Below are 19,696 nucleotides of genomic sequence, written 5' to 3'. Positions count from 1 at the left end.
TATTAAATTAGGTATACTTTCTATAACGTATGAGATGAACTCAGAGTCAGATTTGAATCACGGTGGACGTCACTGAATCACCCGCTTATCTTAACGTGTATTTTGATTCTACTGCCCCTTTTAGTATATAGGGGTATCGCCACATTGCTATCAAGTTAAGGTTTTACAGTACTTCCTAAATGGAAATTTTATTTCTCTATAGTTAGTTATTTTGAGAAATGAGCTCATTTTTTATTTTTGGGGTGTGTACTTTTCTTAAGTTAATGGGCATGGAATACCGTCAGCATTCCGAAAAAATATATGCTAGGAACATGCAAGATTTTATACAGTTTTTCGGATAATCCAGTTACAAACGAGAATCATAAAACTACGTTAGATTAGGAATGTATAAAAAATGAATAGATTCATAGAATAAAAAAGGAGGTTCCCTTGTGAAAGTATCGTTCCTCCTTTTTCCTAGCTACTGATAATGAAATATTACATTAATCTTATATGAATATAATATTTAAGTATTTAAATATCTTATTTTTTATAAAAATGATGGAATGTTTTTTTATTGATTTTATTTTGTTGATTCGGTGCATCTATTAGTTATGATAAAAGTTTTTTTGGAGGTGAATCATGTTAAATAAGAAAAAATGGGAAGGTCTTATATCAGATGATTTTTTGAGTGCAGCTGCATTAGATCCAAATTTGATTGGTCCTACATTACCACCTATCCCTTCTATAACATTTCCAACGGGAACCACTGGGCCAACAGGAAGCACCGGCTCAACAGGAAACACTGGGCCAACAGGAAGTACTGGGCCAACAGGAAACACTGGGCCAACAGGAAGTACTGGGCCAACAGGAAACACTGGGCCAACAGGAAGCACCGGCTCAACAGGAAGCACTGGCCCAACAGGAAACACTGGACCGACAGGAAGTACTGGGCCAACAGGAAGTACTGGGCCAACAGGAAACACTGGGCCAACAGGAAACACTGGACCGACAGGAAGTACTGGGCCAACAGGAAACACTGGGCCAACAGGAAGCACCGGCTCAACAGGAAACACTGGCCCAACAGGAAACACCGGATCCACGGGAGACAGCGGCCCAACAGGAAGCACTGGGCCAACAGGAAGCACTGGGCCAACAGGAAGCACCGGCCCAACGGGAAACACCGGACCAACCGCAACAATCTGTATTAGAACTGATCCGAATAACGGATGTTCTGTAGCAGAAGGGATAGCCACATTAGCAGAGGGATTTGCCTCTCATGCGGAAGGGGAGAACACAGTAGCAAGTGGAGATGACTCTCATGCGGAAGGAAACTTCACAATAGCATTTGAATTTGCCTCTCATGCGGAGGGAGTATCCTCAATAGCAGGTGGAATTGCCTCTCATGCGGAAGGAGAAAACACAAGAGCAAGTGGAAGAAGCTCTCATGCGGAAGGGACAGATGTAGTAGCAAGTGGGGATGCCTCTCATGCGGAAGGGACTCTCACAACAGCAAGTGGGGATGCCTCTCATGCGGAAGGGACTCTCACAACAGCAAGTGGGAATGCCTCTCATGCGGAAGGAGAAAACACAAGTGCAAATGGGACCGCTTCCCATGCAGAAGGAGTGTCCTCAATAGCGGATGCGGATTACTCTCATGCGGAAGGAGAAAATACCAAAGCAAATGGGATTGCCTCCCACGCTGAAGGTTCAGTCACAACAGCAGTTGGAACTGCCTCCCATGCAGAGGGATCCCTTACAACAGCACTTGGAATTGCTTCCCATGCAGAGGGAGCAGACACAACAGCGCTTGGATTTGCTTCCCATGCAGAGGGAGCAAACACAATAGCAAATGCAAATTACTCCCATGCAGAAGGGCTAAATACCGTAGTAAATTCAATTCATACAGGTTCTCATATTATGGGGCAAAATGGAGTCACCAGATTCCCATTTTCTTGGCATTTAGCAAATGGTCTTGCTGTTGGACCATCCTTAAATTCCGCTGTAATTGAAGGGCTAACAGGAAATCTTTATCTCGACGGTACTGTATTCTTTTCTGCTGCTGCGGATTATGCAGAAATGTTTGAGACGGTTGATAAAAATCCAATCGATGTCGGATACTTTGTAACTTTAGACGGGGACAAAATACGAAAAGCAAACGCAAATGATAATTATATCCTAGGAGTAGTAAGTGCGAATCCAGCAATGATTGCAGATGCAAGTGATTTACGTTGGCATAATCTTTTCGTAACAGACGAATGGGGAAGAACTCAATATCATGAAGTTGTTGTGCCAGAAATAAAAGATGACAAAGGAAGAGTGATTCACCCTTCCTTTACAAAAAGTGAACCTATATTAAATCCTGAGTGGGACTCTTCACAAGAGTATATCCCACGTCTACAAAGACCTGAATGGGTTCCAGTTGGTCTTGTTGGTAAACTTCTGGTTCGAGATGATGGTACCTGTCAAGTAGATGGTTATTGTAAGTCCAATGATGAGGGAATTGCTACAACATCAACTAAAGGATATCGTGTTATGAAGCGCACAGGACCAAATCAAATTATGATTCTAGTTCGCTAAAAGACAAACCACCATTAAACTCCATTAATATAATTGAGTTAACAGGTTTCATTAGATTGTTATTTTCTTCTTGTAACTGAAAAGATTTATTGCTGTTTCAAATGTATGTATTCATTCATAACCTTACAGTAAAAGGGGGATGATTGAAGGTATGGTGTTTAATGAGGAACCAATTTCTCAACAGCTTGCCAGAATTATCAGTGGCCAAGAAGGATTCGTTGGTGGAAAATGCGTGGCAACAATAAATCAGCATAAAATAAAGGCAACTATCTTAGGAAAACGTTTTAGAATAACAAATTCCTCCTCATTTAAATCAAGAGATAATAACACTGGAAGGGCATTATGTCTAGGACGGGTAGCGCTCTTACAAAAAAAGTCAACGGATTTATTGCTACAATTCTTAAACAAGGAATAATTGTTTCGTCTATACACCATGAGTGGTTATGTGATGATTTGAATTTAATTTACGTTAATATCAAAGACATTGATGATTCACTAATTTTTGCAGGAAACGTTAGAAGGGCGTTATGCACGTAATCAAATTCTTTAGATAAATGAGTGATTATGTTAAATAGAAGATTTAAGCGTGTTGAATAGTATATTTTGAAAATAGATTTAAGTGAATGATTTTATAAAAAAGAAGGCGTTCCATATTTGGAATGTCTTTTCTTGATGTTTTAGTTGCTAATGTAGGTGATTAATTAATTATATGTTTCTTATCTTGTGGCAATAAGAACTGGGTGAGATATCCTTAGAGGTGTTTGGGTTGTCTGTAAGTTTCATATTTTATCAAATGTTATTAGAGTATTACAAAACGACAAGTGAGAAATCGTCAGAGGAATATATCAAATTATTCATTTCTTCTATAATGTATAGAGGTGGTTTTGACATAAAAAAATAATAGGTAATTCATTTGACAATTAAAATGACCTACTATAATATATATGCCATAGCATATAATTAATAAAATGAATACATTCACTGTGAATAATTGACTGGTATGCTATACTCTTTTATATATTAATTTATAGAGGTGATATATGAACTTACATGATTTAATAGGCTATCTTGTTCATCGTACTGATGTGAAAATGACGAATTATTTTACGAAGAAATTAAAGCCTTTTGGAGTTACGCCAGAGCAGTGGGGGATTATTAGTGTTCTTTGTAGCCAAAGAGCCACTACTCAAAAAGAGTTAGCAGAAGCGATTGATAAAGATCAAACTACTGTCGTAAGAATGATACAGTCAATGGAGAGAAAAGGGATTGTAAAGAAGGATTTGAATGAGCAAGATCGGCGTTCACACAACCTGTTTTTAACTGAAAAAGGCGACGAGTTAAAGAAAACAATTTTGCCTGTAGTGACAGACGCTCACCATTTCGTTACGAGTAATTTGAGCGAGGAAGAAATTAAAGTATTACAATCATTATTAAACAAATTGTATGATACACGCTATTAATACTTGTTCCTTATTGATGCTATGCTATTTATAAGGAACAAACTTTGTTTTATGTATGCTATAGCATATAGTTTTGTTTAGAGGAATGAGAAGATAGCTTTATTTTGTATGATATCTGATTCAGGATCACTTTTTTACCTAGTACCAGTCAAATTTTTGCATTATATATGCTATAGCATATAATTTTTATCCCTTTAAAATTGAAGCAATTTCCCTATGGTCAATCTCAGGAAAAAGGGTAAAGGTAGTGATTACTACCTGAACAATACTGAGTTTTTATCAAATAATAAGAAAGGTGTGATTACTATTTTAATTTTCATCAATATTGTAAAAGTAGTGTTGTTTGTTTTCTTTTTAATGACAGGTACGAAAATTATATCTGGGAAAATGGCAGATGAGTTTAAGCGATTTGGTTTACCTTCGTTTTTTAATTTCTTAACTGGAGCTTTTGAGATCGTAGGAGCGATTGGAATGTTAATAGGAATTTGGATTCCAACAGTAGCTTTATTAGCAGGATTGTTGTTAGGCGGTACGATGCTTGCAGCTGCATTAACTCTAATTGTACTAGCGAGAGATCCCTTTAAGAAAGCAATACCTGCGCTTGTTTTGTTTGTTCTTAGTTTAGGGATAAGTTTGTATCATATTTTTTAAACATAACTTAAAACTGTTTGCGTTCAAATTGCTACCGTTTTGTGGGTATTTTATAAATAGTATGATTTTCAAATTAGTGGTGGAATAATAGCAATACGAATGTAAACAGTATCATCGTTAGAATCAAAAAAATTATAATTAGTAAAAGAAATGGTAAGAATTTTATATTAAAAATAGGAGTGAGCAAAGATGGCATATTTATTACAAGTTGATTTTCCGTTTGAAGGTCCTTTTGGTGAAGAAATGGAAAAAGGATTTTGGGATTTAGCAAAAAGTATTAACGAAGAAGAAGGATTCCACTGGAAAATATGGACAGAGAATCAAGAAACAAAAGAAGCTGGAGGCATCTATGTATTTGAAGAAAAACAAGATGCTGAAAAATACGCGGAAATGCATAAGAACAGACTTGAAGCAGCTGGTGTAAAAGATATTAGAGTAAGAATTTTTAACATCAATGAAAAGTTAACGGAACTGAATCGTGGGTATACGAAATAATTTTGAAAGTCGGAGTAAGCGTAAAAGGAGGGGGATAATCCCCTTCTTTTTTTTATTCTTACATTGATGGTGAGGAACTCGTACAAAAAAATCCCTATATAAATAGGGATTTGTGTATCGGTATATTGTTCCTTGGAAAAGGTTGTATGAAGTCTAATATATGAGAATTCTTACATTTGTGAAAGTGTCGTTGTGAAAATTGGACTGAAATAATTATTTATAAAAGAGTAAGACCCTTACTGGGAGGTAAGGGTCACAGGAAATGCAAATTTATTTGTAATTTGCTAAGTTGATTATAACACGTACGCTTGTCTATACATGTTACAAAAATGTGAACATATCTGTTGATTAGTAACTAAAGATAACGAAGATTGGATGAATTAAGCTGTTTTTAAAGGGTTATAACAGAGAAAATGTGAGAAAAGACCTGATAACAGGTCCGTTTTTGTTATTGTTTTTCAGACTTCGCTTGTTCTAGAATGTATGCTTCTTCTTGTTCCGGTGTCGCTAATTCGTATGCTTTACCAGTGCTGTTATTGTCCCATTCCCATAATAAATTATGCTCCTCAACCGATTGAGAGAAATCGCCTTCATACCAACGAACCAAAATCTTGAGGTACTGTTCTTTATGTTGTAAGGTTCCACTATTACTTTCATCAATTACTCGACGTACTGTTTCGATGTTTTCTGGAGTCATTTTAATAAATCCTTGTTTTTCGTGAGATAAGACTTTTTGATGAGTCATTTTGTGCATTGCATTGATTATATGACGATCAGAATTGAGGTCAAGTATTACATCTTCCCCTTTAATTCTTTCAGTCTGCTTTTCCTTAACGTCTGAACCTGCATATGTACCGACTTTGTAACCGGTAAAAATACCAACTGCTATAGCAATAACTAAGCTTGATGTGATTTTAATCCACTTTTTCAAAATTTGTCCCCCTTTTATTGAAGTGTACCATAAAAGAAGAGCTATATACTTCCATCTGTCTGTATGATTTACATAAAGCAGCATTATCAGTAATCAATGATGCATAACGTGCGATTATATAAGCATTTATTATCCTGAAGATTTTAAAATAAAACCTATCTAATTATAGAAGTGATTTGAACGTAAGGAAATTGTAAGAAATGCATAAGAAAAAAGAAATTTTTATTGTGTAGGATACAAATATAGGGAAGCACAAAAGAGGGAGGATAAATAGGATTTATTTATACGAAAACCAAACTAGTAATAAGCGCATTCTAAATAAAAAATCATTTATGGTACTAACGTACATGTGAAAAAGAGAGGTTTTACCGTTTGTTACGACAGTATGGATAAAACCAGAATAGTAGTTTATGTGATGTTTGTAATTGAACAAATAAAAGATAAAATTGATCATTTATCTAAGGGGGCATTTTTTTATGGAAAATAAATTATCTGGGGTGTTAGCCGCTACTTTGGCTCTAACGATGAGCTTACCAACAGGAGCAATAGCGTCTTCTAGCAGTAAGACTTCGGTTGTATCTAGCCAAGAAGTTGCTAGCAAAGATTTGGAGAAGATTGCTGCAGAGAATGCTGCACTGCTCACGAAGTCCTATGAGACGACTAGCGTACAGTATGCGCTGATTGATAATGGTAAACTTATTTTGTCGGGGCAGACAGGTAAGAACGACATAGAAGGGAAAGAACCACTAACTAAAGATACTCTATACGGAATTGGTTCAACCAGTAAGGTATATACGGCTGCGGCTGTTATGAAACTAGTAGACGAAGGAAAAGTTGATTTGGATGCTCCTGTTGCCCGCTATATTCCTGATTTCAAAATGAAAGATAAACGATATAAGCATATTACACCGCGTATGCTGTTGAATCACTCCTCGGGTTTGCAAGGTTCGACGTTCAATAATTCATTTTTATTTAAAGATAATGATACTTATGCCCATGATATCTTGTTGCAACAATTGTCCAACCAAAACTTGAAGGCAGATCCTGGCGCGTTCTCAGTGTATTGTAATGACGGTTTTACGCTGGCTGAGATCTTGGTAGAAAGAATCAGCGGTATGAATTTTACTGAATTTCTACATCAAAAGTTTACAGAGCCATTAAAACTGAATCATACGATAACATCGCAAGACAAATGGGAAGACGAAAAGCGGGCTGGACTGTATTCTCCGAAATACCAGGGACAGCTTCCTAGTGAAATGGTAAATGTGATTGGTACGGGAGGAATCTCTTCTACTGCAGAAGATGTGGTGCGATTCTCACAAATATTTATGGGACAGGGAAAAGAAATTCTCTCTAATAAAGCAGTCAAGGCGATGGAACAAGAAGAGTAGAAAAAAGGAATGTGGCCGGGAGATAGCGAAAATGTGGTCAACTATGGTCTTGGCTGGGATAGTGTGAAACTATACCCATTTAGTGAATATGGGATAAAAGCGTTGACTAAGGGTGGGGATACGATACTGCAACATGCTACATTGGTCGTGCTTCCAGAACAAAAGATGGCAGCAGCTGTATTGTCCTCCGGCGGCAGCAGCATGACAAATCAACTGTTGGCAAACAAATTACTGCTAGCTAGGCTTAAAGAGAAAGGGACAATTAAGGATATAAAACCAGACAAATCCTTTGGCAAGCCAGTCAAGGCTAAAGTGCCCCAAGACGTGGTAAAAAAAGCAGGATTTTATGGAAATAGCTACAGCAATTTCAAAATAGAAATTACGAAGAAGGGAGAACTGTTTTTACCAACTAAACCGGAAGAAAAATATGTATATACGGCGGATGGAAGCTTTATAAATGAGAAGGGTACTTCCAAGCTTAACTTTGTCACTGAGAAGAATGGAAAAGTTTATTTGAGAGAGAGCACATATGAATTATCACCGGGATTGGGGCAAAGTGTGCTGACTCACTATTTAGCCCAGAAATTAGAAAACAATGTGTTACCGAAGAAAACAGCTGCTACATGGGCGAAGCGTGAGGGTGGCAAGTTCTACCTCGTTAACGAAAAATTTAATTCTATGAACTATCTAGGACAACTAATGCCTCTTAACACAAAAATTACGATTAAGGATGGGTATTGGGACGGCAAAAAAATTACAGGTCCGAATACGGCGACACATCAAATTCAAATTCCTGTGATGAATGGGCGGGATACAAAGGAAGCTCATTTCTATACAGAGGATGGTACTGAATATATGGAGATGGCCAGCTTTTTATACGTCAGTGAATCTAACGTAAAATCCCTTGATACAGGTCAATTATCGAAAGTTACGCTGCAAAAAAATGGGCATGCGAAATGGTTTACGATTCCGCAAGAGGCAGCAGGGAAAACGATGACTGTGGAGTTGCCATCAGGAAGTTCATTCGCGGTGTATGATGAGAATGGAGTATGCGTCAATTTTAATGTTGTTAGTGACAATAACAAAGTAAAACTACCAGAGAACGGAACCGTTGTATTTGCTGGCGCACCGAACTCAGAATTTACAGTCGCATTGAACTAGTTACAACTCGGGATAGACTTTAATAAAACAGTATTACTTGGAAAAGATATTTTATTTGTATCTTAAGTATTCCCTTAAATGATATTACATTTAAACTCTTAGCTTGATAGCAATGTGGCGCTACCCATTAAAAAAGAAATAGGAGTGGATATCCTATTTCTTTTTATTAATATAATAAAACGTAATGATCAAGTCCAAGGTAATGATAATAATGAGAAGTAACAAGTGCATAAGTGCATCAGTTTTTCCGTTTAGTAAAGACTTTACAAAGAAATCCCATTCTGTTTCATAGGGAGGTTCTACCCAATTTCGTTGCAGTCCTAACATCATTCCATTTATGAAATAGACAATGCTTAATAGAATCCTTCCAACAAATAAAGCAGCTACTTTTATATTCCACTTCTTTATCAGTATTATATAAAGAAGTGGAAATAGTATAAGTACCCAAAAAACGATAATAAAAACTGTATTCATCAGTTTCTACTCCTTATGTGGATCATAAAGTTATAATCCCGTTAATTGTGGGCTGACTAAAGCTTCGTTTTATCTCTCCGTCTCAAAAAACTCAATCCATTCCCCATCAGGACCCGCGAAGAATATGTAACGTGTTCCATCTGGTAATGTTTCGATTTCTTCTCCTAGTAAGAAGGTTACTGCATGTTTCTTTAGTCTTTCAATTTCATCCTCTAATGAATCCACTTTAAAGCAAATGTGATGTACTTTTCCTTCTGCCGGAAGGGAAGAGTTGTAGCCTTCAATTAATTCGAGTATCGTCTCTTTTGATTCTTCCACACCTAAAAAAGCGAGTTTTAAGTCTGGATTCGGGTGCCCCATTCGCTTAATGAGCTGTAAGCCGACTACTTTTTCATAAAAGGAAATAGATGTTTCTAAGTTTGCAACCATAAGTCCAACGTGTTCAATTCTTCTAACTGGCATGTAGATTCCTTCTTTCTGAAAATTATATACAATATATTATTGAAAATTGAGAAAATAAGCAAGATAAAAACCTTACAAATTTTAGCGTGTTATATGGTATAGTGAGAAAGTATGTTTGGGGAGAAGGAAGGAGATTATACGATGAATACACCTACTCAAACTCCTTCATTATCGGAAACGATGAAAGAGTGGCATTATGCATTAGCGTATGAAATTAAACATTGGAAAACGATAGGTGGTAGTAAAATTTCTATCATGAACGGTCGTTTTTTATATACAGATTATGAAAGCACAGTATACGTATTTCAGCTTATTTCGGAAGTAAGCTTACCTGAAGGTTCACCAATTCGAATTGAGTTCGATGGCGAGGAAGCGACAGGAGAAGTATTATCTGTACATGGATTAGAAATAGAACTGAAATTAAATGATTATATACAGGGTGAAATACGAGAAGCTGTTTTATATAGTGAACCGTGGCAATTGTTAGAGCAACTGCAAGAGAGGTTGAAGGAAGCGCGTAAAGATAAGCTGAAACGTAATCGTATAAAGCGTCTTGTTGATGGGACGAGTAGTCCGAAACATATGGAGAAGATGAAAAATCCGAAAAATGAATTGGCGTATCGCTCGTTTTATAATCCGACAACGTACGTATGGGGACCACCTGGAACAGGGAAGTCTTACAATTTATCACGTATTATTTCGGCTCATTATCAAAAAGGAAAGTCGGTACTTGTGTTAGCTCATAGTAATGCAGCAGTGGACGTATTAATGAGTGAAGTAACAAAGCAAATTGAAAAGAAAAAGAAATGGACGCCTGGTGAAATTGTTCGTTACGGTTATAGTCAACACGAACATATACGAAATCATGAAACGTTACTTGCGTCGAAGTTAGTTGAAACGACGAACGGGTCTTGGGGTGAGGAGAGACTCTATTTAGAAGAGACACGACAAGAGCTTCGTGAAAAGATTTTATCGTATAAAGCAACATCTGCTGATAAGAAGCGTATACAAGAGATAGAAAGTGATCTTCGAAAGCAAAAAGCGAAAATTAAAGAAGTAGAAAAAGAATATATTGAAAATGCGAAAGTGATTGGTGCGACTTTATCGAAATGTGCTATTGATTCACTTATTTATGAGCGTACATTTGATTTAGTTGTCGTAGATGAAGTGAGTATGGCGTTTGTTCCGCAAATTGCATTAGCTGCTTCACTTGGAAAACGTATCGTCGTTTGTGGTGACTTTTTACAGTTACCTCCAATTGCGATGGCAAACCATGAACTCGTTCGCAAATGGCTTGGCGAAGATATGTTTTACCATGCCGGGATTGTGGAGTCTGTTAATAAATCAGAAGCACATCCGAACCTGTTTATGTTGCAGGAACAAAGACGTATGCATGCGGATATATCTAAGTTTACAAATTCATTTATTTATAAAAATAGAGTATACGACCATCCGTCTGTTTCAGAACGTAAAGAACTTGCGCAATTGCAGCCGTTCGCAAATGAAGCAAGTGTTTTATTTGATACGAGCCAAATGGGAGCTTTTTCGTTAAAAGACGCTGCTTCAGGATCTCGTTTTAACATTATGTCTGGTTTAGTAGCAATGCAAATGATGTTAATCGGACTGTTAGACGGTGTGCAATCCATTGGTGTTGTGACGCCTTACAGAGCGCAGTCTCGCTTTTTATCAACGTGTATTAGAGAAATGTTACAGAGAACGAAATACCAAAACATACCTGTTTTAGCAGCGACAGTTCATAAGTTCCAAGGATCTGAAAGAGATATGATGATTTTTGATACAGTAGATAGTTATCCGCAAGAACGACCTGGCGTATTATTCTTTGACCATAAAAACCATCGCCTCGTCAACGTTGCAGTGACGAGAGCGAGAGGGTAACTAACTGTTACGATTTATTTAACCAATTATAACGAAAGTTAATTAAATATATCAGTAAGCCCTGCTAGTCAAGTGATTGGCTAGTAGTGAGGGTTAACTGCGGGCAATCCCTAAAGCTGATTGAACTACAACGTGGCTAGAAATGGCGAGCGTGAATGTTGCGAAAGCAGAAAAAATCAATCAGATCGTGCAAGGTTAAATCCTAAACACTAGAACAATGGGTCTTCCGCCTCGAATCATCTAAGTCAAAATGGATAAGATGAACGTTCAACGACTATCTCGTATAACTGACGAGAGTACACCACAAGCCTATGGTGGTGGAAAAATCCTCTATCTCTAAGTAGATAAACATATAGTCTGCGCTTATGTGAAAACATGAGAAGTTCATAAGAGAACTGGCTAAGGAATTGCGGCCCTAGTTGAACAAGATAAATTTTATTGAATCTATCAAACTTCATTGAATTCATCGAACGTACGTGCTACGATAGGTTCAATGAGGTGAGAATAATAATGAAATTTTCACGAGTTAGTCAAGTATCGGAATTAACAGGTTTGTATCCCAGTAGTCTTAGAAGAATACTAGTGGAACACGCTACGATTCAGAAGAACAAATCTTTCATTAAAGGAGTTACATTCTGATGATATTGGCGAAGAAAGTTAGACTGATTCCAACGCCTGAACAAGAACAAGTGCTTAAAAACCATGCTGATGCTGCAAGATTCGCTTATAACTATTGTAAAAGAATGAGTGATAGATACTATAAGCTATTTGGAAAATCTGTTTCACAGTTAGCTTTACAGAAACGATTTACAAAGATCAAGAAGCGAAAGAGATATGAGTGGTTAAAAGGCATTAATGCACAAGTGCCAAAACAGGCTTCAAAAGATTTTGATATGGCAAGAAAGCATTCGTTCAAAAAGTACAAAAATGGTTCTCACACTTCTTATAAATCAAAAAAAGATGTAATCCAAGGATTTTATGCCAATTATGAAAGACTAGTTATAGGAAAGAAAGTCGTTCATATTCAGTCTATTGGAGAAGTGAAAACAAGCCAACAACTACCAAGAAACAAAAAACCATCCAATCCAAGAGTTACATTTGACGGTCGTCACTGGTGGATTAGTGTGGGGTTCCAAGAAGATTTTGAATTCCAAGAACTAACGAACGAGTCGATTGGTGTGGATGTTGGGTTAAAAGAGCTGTTTGTAGCTTCTAATGGTATGAAAGAACGAAATATAAACAAAGATGCCAAGGTTAAAAAACTTTTGAAAAGGAAAAAGTCAGCACAAAGAGATATGTCTAGGAGATTTAAAAAAGGTGTAAAAATTCAATCTGCCGGATATGAAAAAGCGAAAGCTGAGCACCTGCGGTTATCTAGGAAAATTACGAATATCCGAAATAACCATATCCATCAAGCAACAGCTAAATTGGTGAAAACCAAACCAATGAGGATTGTTGTGGAAGACTTATCTATCTCAAACCTGTTAAAAAACAAAAAACTATCGAAAGCATTTTCCTTTCAAAAATTATACTTCTTCTTTCAATGTTTATCATACAAGTGCGAGAAATATGGCATTGCGTATGTAAAAGCTGATAAATGGTTCGCTTCAAGCAAGATTTGCTCATGTTGCGGCGTAAAATACGACCATTCGGTTCAACCAGAAGGACAGTGGAGTTTAAAAATACGTGAGTGGTGTTGTGCTTCATGCAATAGCCATCACGATAGGGATGTAAATGCTGCGATAAATTTATCAAGATGGGTAAAATTAAATGCTTGATACTAGGAGGTAACGATACTGCCTCGTGTGGAGTGTTATACCCCTCGTCCCTTTGGGGTTGCGAGAACACGATGAAGCACTAACTCGTGTAAATTTGATTGAATTGTATAGATTTAGTTAAGTTTATCGTATCGGAAGTTCATTCAATTATCAGATTGCCACTATATGCGCAAAAATTTATCGAGAAAACAAGCGTTGTCACAATTAACAGCTCATATAGAACGTCACGGAGATGTGTATGATCGCACGACATCAAGACAATTGTGGGAACGAAAAATATCGAAACGATTACGCTGGTTTATGGAAATGAATCTTGAGGAAACGAAAGGGCTATTAAAAGATATTTTAGCAGCAAAACGAAAAATTATTATTTCGCTTCCAAGTACAAAACAAGTGGATAAGCGAGTATGGCAAGCGTTAATGCGTACAAATGCGCAAATAACGGTGTATAGTGATGGACCAGTTCCACTGAAAAATGTAAAGTTACAAAGACAAAATAAAGCTTTCCCGTTTATCGTAATTGATGATGAAATCTTCTGGGCAGGCGCACCGCTCACATCTCAAATGATATTTGAGGGGAGTACGGAATTTCCGTACGTATGTGCAAGACTGCAAGCACCTGAGACAATTGGTGTATTAAAAGGATTTTTAGATATTCGGTAAATTCGGATAGGAATTCCTTGACTTTTATTTGAAATGAACTTAGAATGAATGTAATTTAATATAATTTTATGAAAATTCTTATCACGAGAGGTGGAGGGACTGGCCCTATGATACCTCGGCAGCGGATTCGTTATGAATACTGTGCCAATTCCAGCAAGGTAACTTGAAAGATAAGAAAGAAGCTCATTTTGACTGTATATACAGAAGCCTCTTTCTATCTTTTAGAAAGAGGCTTTTTTACGTGAAAATAAAAGGAGGAAGAAAAATGGGAGCGACAGGAGTAGCGTCACAAAGAAAAACAATTGAAGAGAGTATCGAAAGAAATAAGGAAAAGTACATAGAAACAAGTCATGATATTCATGCGAATCCGGAGATTGGTAACCAAGAGTTTTATGCATCTAGAACGTTAAGTTTATTGCTAGGTAGTGCAGGATTTCAGTTACAGCACAATATAGCTGGACATGAAACGGGATTTATCGCGCGAAAAAGCTCTGGAAAACAAGGACCAGCAATCGCATTTTTAGCTGAGTATGACGCTTTACCAGGACTTGGCCATGCGTGTGGTCACAATTTAATTGGCACAATTAGTGTTGCAGCAGCAATCGCGTTATCAGAAACGCTTGAAGAAATTGGCGGGGAAATTGTCGTTTTCGGAACACCAGCTGAAGAAGGAGGACCGAACGGTAGCGCAAAATCGAGTTATGTAAAGGCAGGCTTATTTAAAAATATTGATGCAGCGCTTATGATTCATCCGAGCGGAAAGACAGCGACAACGAGCCCTTCACTAGCAGTCGATCCACTTGATTTTCATTTTTACGGAAAAACAGCTCATGCTGCAGCTTCACCTGAAGAAGGAATTAACGCATTAGATGCGGTGATTCAGCTGTACAACAGTATTAACGCACTTCGCCAACAACTTCCGTCAGACGTGAAAATTCATGGCGTTATTACAGAAGGCGGAAAAGCACCTAACATTATTCCTGACTACGCCGCAGCAAGATTCTTCATCCGTGCTGCAACGAGAAAAAGATGTGCGGAAGTAACAGAAAAAGTAAAAAATATCGCACAAGGGGCAGCACTAGCAACAGGCACAAAAGTAAAAATCCATCAATTCCAAAATGAAATCGATGAACTACTCGTAACAAAAACATATAACGACGTCGTAGCGGAAGAACTAGAATTACTCGGGGAAGACGTAAATCGTAAAGAAAGATTTGGTATTGGTTCAACCGATGCAGGAAACGTTAGCCAAGTCGTACCGACAATCCACCCGTACATTAAAATTGGTCCGGATGATTTAATTGCACATACGAATGAATTTAGAGAAGCGGCACGTTCAGAATTAGGGGATAAAGCATTAATTACATCCGCAAAAGCATTAGCAAATACGGCGTATCGATTAATTACGGAAGAAGGGTTGTTAGAGAAGGTGAAGGAGGAGTTTAGAGGGGCGCAGAGAAATCAGGGATAGGTGATTGAAAGGAGTGGATGATCCACTCCTTTTTCTTTTTGGAAAGCTGGTGCCTATCACTTTATTAGAACGACAATTTCTCCTCAAACTCACTCTTTAAAACAATTAAAGGAGACGATAAGCCGAATTGCATTAAAGAGTCTAAAAATGCAGCGAGAGAATCCATCGAATCGCTCATGACCTTCATCATATAATTAAATTCCCCGCTAATTCGATATAAATCAGTTACTTCAGGAGCGGCATTACAATATTGGATAAAATCAGAGCATTGGCTCGTTTTAAACATGATGAATGCTTGAATGTTTTTATTAATTTTAGAAGGCTCAAATTTCGTTCGGTAAGCCGCTATAACGCCTTGATCTTCAAGTTTATTCATACGCTCCTTTACAGCAGGTTGTGTCATGGATATGATCCGTCCTATTTCTGAAACGGAAATTCTTGCATTTTCATACAACAAGTTCATTATTTTATGGTCGATTTCATCTAGTTTTACTGCATTTTGCATTGTGTAGCCTCCTTATTTTATTTTTTAAAGTGAATCACAAACTATAACTATAATATCATAAGTGAACGAACTAAATTACCTATAAATCTATATTTAAAATAATTGGTTTTTACATAAAAATATAAGTATAGGTTTTTATCAAACGTAAATTTAGGAAGGATGGAAAAAATGAAGAATCTTGATGGGAAAGTAGCGTTAGTAACAGGGGCGAGTCGAGGAATTGGTCGCGCGATTGCGATGAGATTGGCAAACGACGGTGCATTAGTTGCGATTCACTACGGCCGAAATAAGTCAGCTGCAGATGAAACAATTTGTGAGATTGAATCTAATGGAGGAAAGGCGTTCTTAATTGAAGCAGATCTCAAATCAATTGATGGTGTCAAAAAGCTAGTAGAACAATTAAAGAATGAATTACAAATAAGAGTTGGTACATCAGAGGTTGATATTTTAGTAAACAATGCAGGGATAGGTACACAAGGGACGATTGAAAATACAACAGAAGAAGTTTTTGATGAAATTATGGCCGTAAATATGAAAGCACCATTCTTTTTAATTCAGCAAACATTACCGTTACTACGAGCAGAAGGGCGCATTATTAACATTTCATCAGCTGAAGTAAGACTTGGTTTTACAGGGTCCATTGCATACGGCTTAAGTAAAGGTGCATTAAATACGATGACACTGCCTCTAGCTAAACATCTTGGAGAAAGAGGTATAACTGTGAATACAATTATGCCTGGATATACGAAGACAGATATCAATGCGAAATTGCTAGATAATCCAGAAATACGAAATTTTGCTGCGAATTCATCTGTGTTCGGACGAATAGGGCAAGTGGAAGATATTGCAGATGCAGTAGCATTCCTTGCTTCTTCTGATAGCCGCTGGGTAACGGGGCAGATTATAGATGTTTCTGGTGGGTTTTGTTTGTAGGGGCACTACTCCATACCTATTAAGCTAACCAAGTAAATTACTAGATATGAGACGCCCCTCGTTTCATATCTGGTAATGTATAGAAAGGTAGGGATGCTAAAGAAGCCTATTCAATTGATACTTTTGTTTTATAATCAAAAGAATACCTCCAGTATTTTGAAAAACCTCCACGTTAAGATTATGAATGATTTTATACAGTTTTTTGACTGATTCAGTAACAAACAAGGAACCTAAAACTGCACTATAATAGGGATGTATAAAAATTATATAGGTAGATAGAACACAAAAGGAGCTTCCCTTGTTAGAGTAGGGTTCCTCATTTTTCCTTGCTAACAATAATGAGACATTATGTTTGACTTAACATGAATACCATATACACTCAAAATCACGCGAGATATCGTTTGATTATAATGTTAAAATGAAAGAGAAGGTGTAAAATAATGAATAAGCTTTTAGGTTTCTTGTTTGTTGCGGTTGGTATGTGCTTTTTCATGTTAACTTTGACAATGAACATTCAGAATGTTACATGGGCTGTAATGTTAGGAGTGAGCATTGTATCTAATATAGCGGGTACAACCTTATTGTTCAGATACATTAATGAGTATAAGAAACAAGCAATTTAATTGTTTTTATAGTGTTGAAAAAAGCAAACTCCTCTCTGTTCGGGGAAGAGTTTGCTTTAATATTAAAAATTAGTTTCCTATAACGAATTTTACGTCAATTAACATCTTTTGCGTGGGACTATTTATTTTTTACAGTAGTAAATATTACATTTTACTTTTAGTAACTATCTTAGCGTATAAAATCCGCGTTTTGCCACCAGTCCCCTAAGTAGTTGAATAATCACTTTTTAGAGGTGTTGTATTATGATTTTTAACTGGAAACCAAGTTGGTATGAATTAGATCAAACTATAGTTGTAGGTAACACTGATTATTTTTATCTTGTTAAAGATAAAAAATCATTTGCAAATAATTTAATTAACAATGAGGACATTGAAGTGCGTGGAGAGGTATTAAAGATAACGCATTCTGAATTAGGAGAATTGTTAGGGATATATACAATTGGGTTAAGCTATAAGTTCTTTTTAAAAGATGGTAAATATATAGCAGTAGACGCTGAACAGGATATTGGTCAAATTGAGTATCCCATTGATTATAAAATAAATGATTGGAATTTTAATGTTGAAATAAATATTCTCGAAGTGACTGGTTTTTCATCACAACAGAGGCATGAGAGTTTATTAAAAAACGAAAGATTAAGGGTAGCAAAGGAAAGAATAGAAAGATATAAACGATTATTAAATATTGAATAAGATGTCTTAAAGTCGGTTTCCTAATTTAGAAATCGGCTTTTGGGGATTTTTTTATAACAAACGGTGTCATAACTTAATGTTACTAATATTTTGCTTAGCGTGGTTTTTTCAAAAATACTGGCGATACCCTATACCCATCAACTTAAGAATTTTCACTACCCTTAAGTGTAAAAAAACGTTATTCTTTCTAAAAAAGCTAGACTAGAAAGGATGACATTTTCTTATGAATCTCTCGCTTCAAGAAGAACTACAACCATTTGCGGAAGAATTACAACGATATATTACACCTGTATTTTTAGAAGAACTTGCAATCTTGATAATCCAGTCGCATCACATATCTCTTGCCGGTTTTTTCGAAAGTGTATATTCCTAATCCACTAATATTTGTACAACGATAGCCTTTTTGTAATTGCTCATTCAGCCATTGCTCCTCTTTTTCTATATCAAAAAATATCTTAGCTTTCTTCATTCGATTCACTTCCTTCGTACAGGGATAAAATATGTAATAGCCTATTTTGCTCCATTTTCAAAATGGCACTTCCTTCCGCAGTTATCATATAAACTTTTCTCCGACCTGACTCTCTTGGACAGTATAACTGATTCATATTCATCGGTAATCTCAAATGAGATGAATAATATCATGAAAACTCTCACTTTATTCACCGTTTTTTTAACTGTTCCAACACTTGTATTTAGTTTTTTTGGAATGAATGTCTCTATACCTCAAACTTCATGGGGGGAAACAATTGTTTTATCAATAATTTTTATTATATGGATAGCGCTGGCGTTATGGAGAAGGAAAATATTCTAATTTATTACTACTTCAAAAGTATGAGCATCAGCAAGCCTTTTTACGTAAGGATTGACGATTTTTTTATAGGTAAGAAATTACGCGTGTTAAATATTTAACTTTATTAAAAATTGACTGATTAAAATAAAGAGGTAATAAAATGAATAATCTTGATAAAATTCAAGCAATGGTAATTTCCATTGGAAAGAAAATGCAAATAGAGTTATTTGAGCAAATACCAGTACCAAAACTTACAACATCACAGTTTTATATTTTAAAAATTATAAACTATTACGGTGCATTAAGAGCAAGTGAGCTGGCGAGAGAAATGAATGTAAAGCCAAGTACAATTACAGTTACAATTAATCGATTAATTGAACAAGGATTAGTCAATCGTTATCACGATAGAGAAGATCGCCGCGCCGTTATCATTGAACTAACAAAAAAAGGAGAATCTGTAGTTGAAGAAACTATTATCGCTCGTAATGAGCATATTGCTAAATACTTATCCCTTTTAGAATTTCAAGAGAAAGAGAAATTATTACAATTACTTGAAAAGTTAAGGGCGATAATATGCGGGAAACCAGAGAAAGAGTAACAAGACTTGAGAGAGCTTTAAAGTGTATGTAGTTTGATTTTTCATGAACTGTTCTACATCTGTTAGGTTTTATGATGTATTCACGATAATAAATCGTAATATCGCATAATAAGATACATCTTTATTGCAAGATTCATTATTTTGTTGTAGATCCTTACGCTGTGT

General features: G+C 36.4%; 14 protein-coding genes, 7 pseudogenes and 1 riboswitch. Of the genes and pseudogenes, 15 read left to right on the top strand and 6 right to left on the bottom strand.

Features of this window, described 5'->3' with window-relative positions:
• The first annotated feature begins 621 nt into the window (after positions 1 to 621).
• From ACTT1L_RS02365 to ACTT1L_RS02345, 5 genes and pseudogenes are all read left to right on the top strand, one after another.
• Positions 622 to 2,559 (top strand): peptidase G2 autoproteolytic cleavage domain-containing protein, encoded by a 1,938-nt coding sequence (locus tag ACTT1L_RS02365; RefSeq protein ID WP_220779978.1) that lies wholly within the window; start codon positions 622 to 624, stop codon positions 2,557 to 2,559.
• Positions 2,560 to 2,710: 151 nt separating this feature from the next.
• A pseudogene (locus tag ACTT1L_RS02360) lies at positions 2,711 to 3,096 on the top strand (DUF1259 domain-containing protein).
• A gap of 503 nt (positions 3,097 to 3,599) precedes the next feature.
• Positions 3,600 to 4,019 (top strand): MarR family winged helix-turn-helix transcriptional regulator, encoded by a 420-nt coding sequence (locus ACTT1L_RS02355; protein ID WP_001048555.1) that lies wholly within the window; start codon positions 3,600 to 3,602, stop codon positions 4,017 to 4,019.
• Between the two features lie 300 nt (positions 4,020 to 4,319).
• On the top strand, positions 4,320 to 4,670 hold the full coding sequence (locus ACTT1L_RS02350) for a DoxX family protein (protein WP_033674172.1): 351 nt from the start codon (positions 4,320 to 4,322) through the stop codon (positions 4,668 to 4,670).
• Between the two features lie 189 nt (positions 4,671 to 4,859).
• Positions 4,860 to 5,165 carry a monooxygenase gene (locus tag ACTT1L_RS02345; RefSeq protein WP_000323761.1) on the top strand — a complete coding sequence of 102 codons (306 nt, stop codon included), beginning with the start codon at positions 4,860 to 4,862 and terminating at the stop codon, positions 5,163 to 5,165.
• Between the two features lie 448 nt (positions 5,166 to 5,613).
• Here the strand turns inward: ACTT1L_RS02345 and ACTT1L_RS02340 are convergent, their stop codons facing one another.
• The gene (locus tag ACTT1L_RS02340) at positions 5,614 to 6,096 is read right to left on the bottom strand and encodes a PRK06770 family protein (RefSeq protein ID WP_000758844.1); all 483 of its coding nucleotides are present in this window, start codon (positions 6,094 to 6,096) and stop codon (positions 5,614 to 5,616) included.
• Between the two features lie 476 nt (positions 6,097 to 6,572).
• Here ACTT1L_RS02340 and ACTT1L_RS02335 point away from each other — a divergent pair.
• A pseudogene (locus ACTT1L_RS02335) lies at positions 6,573 to 8,648 on the top strand (serine hydrolase domain-containing protein).
• Between the two features lie 153 nt (positions 8,649 to 8,801).
• On the opposite strand, the gene ACTT1L_RS02330 reads toward ACTT1L_RS02335, so the two are convergent.
• Both ACTT1L_RS02330 and ACTT1L_RS02325 read right to left on the bottom strand, forming a co-directional pair.
• Complete coding sequence (locus tag ACTT1L_RS02330) at positions 8,802 to 9,122, bottom strand: hypothetical protein (RefSeq protein ID WP_130776786.1); 321 nt, start codon at positions 9,120 to 9,122, stop codon at positions 8,802 to 8,804.
• 69 nt (positions 9,123 to 9,191) lie between these two features.
• On the bottom strand, positions 9,192 to 9,584 hold the full coding sequence (locus ACTT1L_RS02325; RefSeq protein WP_071726108.1) for a VOC family protein: 393 nt from the start codon (positions 9,582 to 9,584) through the stop codon (positions 9,192 to 9,194).
• 111 nt (positions 9,585 to 9,695) lie between these two features.
• Between ACTT1L_RS02325 and ACTT1L_RS02320 the strand changes: the two are divergent.
• The 4 genes and pseudogenes from ACTT1L_RS02320 to ACTT1L_RS02305 all read left to right on the top strand — a co-directional run.
• Positions 9,696 to 11,477, top strand: a pseudogene (locus tag ACTT1L_RS02320) (DEAD/DEAH box helicase); the annotation flags it as partial.
• Between the two features lie 641 nt (positions 11,478 to 12,118).
• Complete coding sequence (locus tag ACTT1L_RS02315) at positions 12,119 to 13,258, top strand: RNA-guided endonuclease InsQ/TnpB family protein (RefSeq protein WP_095842799.1); 1,140 nt, start codon at positions 12,119 to 12,121, stop codon at positions 13,256 to 13,258.
• Between the two features lie 135 nt (positions 13,259 to 13,393).
• Positions 13,394 to 13,921: pseudogene (locus ACTT1L_RS02310) on the top strand (AAA domain-containing protein); the annotation flags it as partial.
• A gap of 75 nt (positions 13,922 to 13,996) precedes the next feature.
• A riboswitch (SAM riboswitch) is annotated at positions 13,997 to 14,098 on the top strand.
• 88 nt (positions 14,099 to 14,186) lie between these two features.
• The gene (locus tag ACTT1L_RS02305; RefSeq protein ID WP_220779972.1) at positions 14,187 to 15,392 is read left to right on the top strand and encodes a M20 family metallopeptidase; all 1,206 of its coding nucleotides are present in this window, start codon (positions 14,187 to 14,189) and stop codon (positions 15,390 to 15,392) included.
• Positions 15,393 to 15,456: 64 nt separating this feature from the next.
• Here ACTT1L_RS02305 and ACTT1L_RS02300 read toward each other — a convergent pair whose 3' ends face one another.
• On the bottom strand, positions 15,457 to 15,897 hold the full coding sequence (locus ACTT1L_RS02300; protein WP_001178573.1) for an Lrp/AsnC family transcriptional regulator: 441 nt from the start codon (positions 15,895 to 15,897) through the stop codon (positions 15,457 to 15,459).
• A gap of 168 nt (positions 15,898 to 16,065) precedes the next feature.
• On the opposite strand from ACTT1L_RS02300, the gene ACTT1L_RS02295 reads away from it, so the two are divergent.
• The 3 genes from ACTT1L_RS02295 (at position 16,066) to ACTT1L_RS02285 (ending at position 18,516) form a co-directional block, all read left to right on the top strand.
• A complete protein-coding gene (locus tag ACTT1L_RS02295; protein WP_220779970.1) occupies positions 16,066 to 16,830 on the top strand; it encodes an SDR family oxidoreductase in 765 nt (254 codons plus the stop codon).
• 866 nt (positions 16,831 to 17,696) lie between these two features.
• Positions 17,697 to 18,143 (top strand): hypothetical protein, encoded by a 447-nt coding sequence (locus ACTT1L_RS02290; protein WP_000577089.1) that lies wholly within the window; start codon positions 17,697 to 17,699, stop codon positions 18,141 to 18,143.
• 223 nt (positions 18,144 to 18,366) lie between these two features.
• The gene (locus tag ACTT1L_RS02285) at positions 18,367 to 18,516 is read left to right on the top strand and encodes a hypothetical protein (RefSeq protein ID WP_002163596.1); all 150 of its coding nucleotides are present in this window, start codon (positions 18,367 to 18,369) and stop codon (positions 18,514 to 18,516) included.
• Here ACTT1L_RS02285 and ACTT1L_RS02280 read toward each other — a convergent pair.
• Positions 18,454 to 18,612: pseudogene (locus ACTT1L_RS02280) on the bottom strand (DUF2812 domain-containing protein); the annotation flags it as partial. The gene ACTT1L_RS02285 and the pseudogene ACTT1L_RS02280 sit on opposite strands and share 63 nt — an antisense overlap.
• Positions 18,599 to 18,724, bottom strand: a pseudogene (locus tag ACTT1L_RS02275) (PadR family transcriptional regulator); the annotation flags it as partial. The pseudogenes ACTT1L_RS02275 and ACTT1L_RS02280, both read right to left, overlap by 14 nt.
• Here ACTT1L_RS02275 and ACTT1L_RS02270 point away from each other — a divergent pair.
• Positions 18,724 to 18,954: pseudogene (locus ACTT1L_RS02270) on the top strand (CorA family divalent cation transporter); the annotation flags it as partial. The pseudogenes ACTT1L_RS02275 and ACTT1L_RS02270 sit on opposite strands and share 1 nt — an antisense overlap.
• 139 nt (positions 18,955 to 19,093) lie before the next feature.
• Positions 19,094 to 19,531 (top strand): MarR family winged helix-turn-helix transcriptional regulator, encoded by a 438-nt coding sequence (locus ACTT1L_RS02265; protein WP_061130810.1) that lies wholly within the window; start codon positions 19,094 to 19,096, stop codon positions 19,529 to 19,531.
• Positions 19,532 to 19,696 lie beyond the last annotated feature (165 nt).

It is taken from the genome of Bacillus sp. FH (assembly GCF_052216825.1).
Taxonomy (GTDB): Bacteria; Bacillota; Bacilli; order Bacillales; family Bacillaceae_G; genus Bacillus_A; species Bacillus_A paranthracis.
This window is presented reverse-complemented; position numbering and strand designations above follow the sequence as displayed.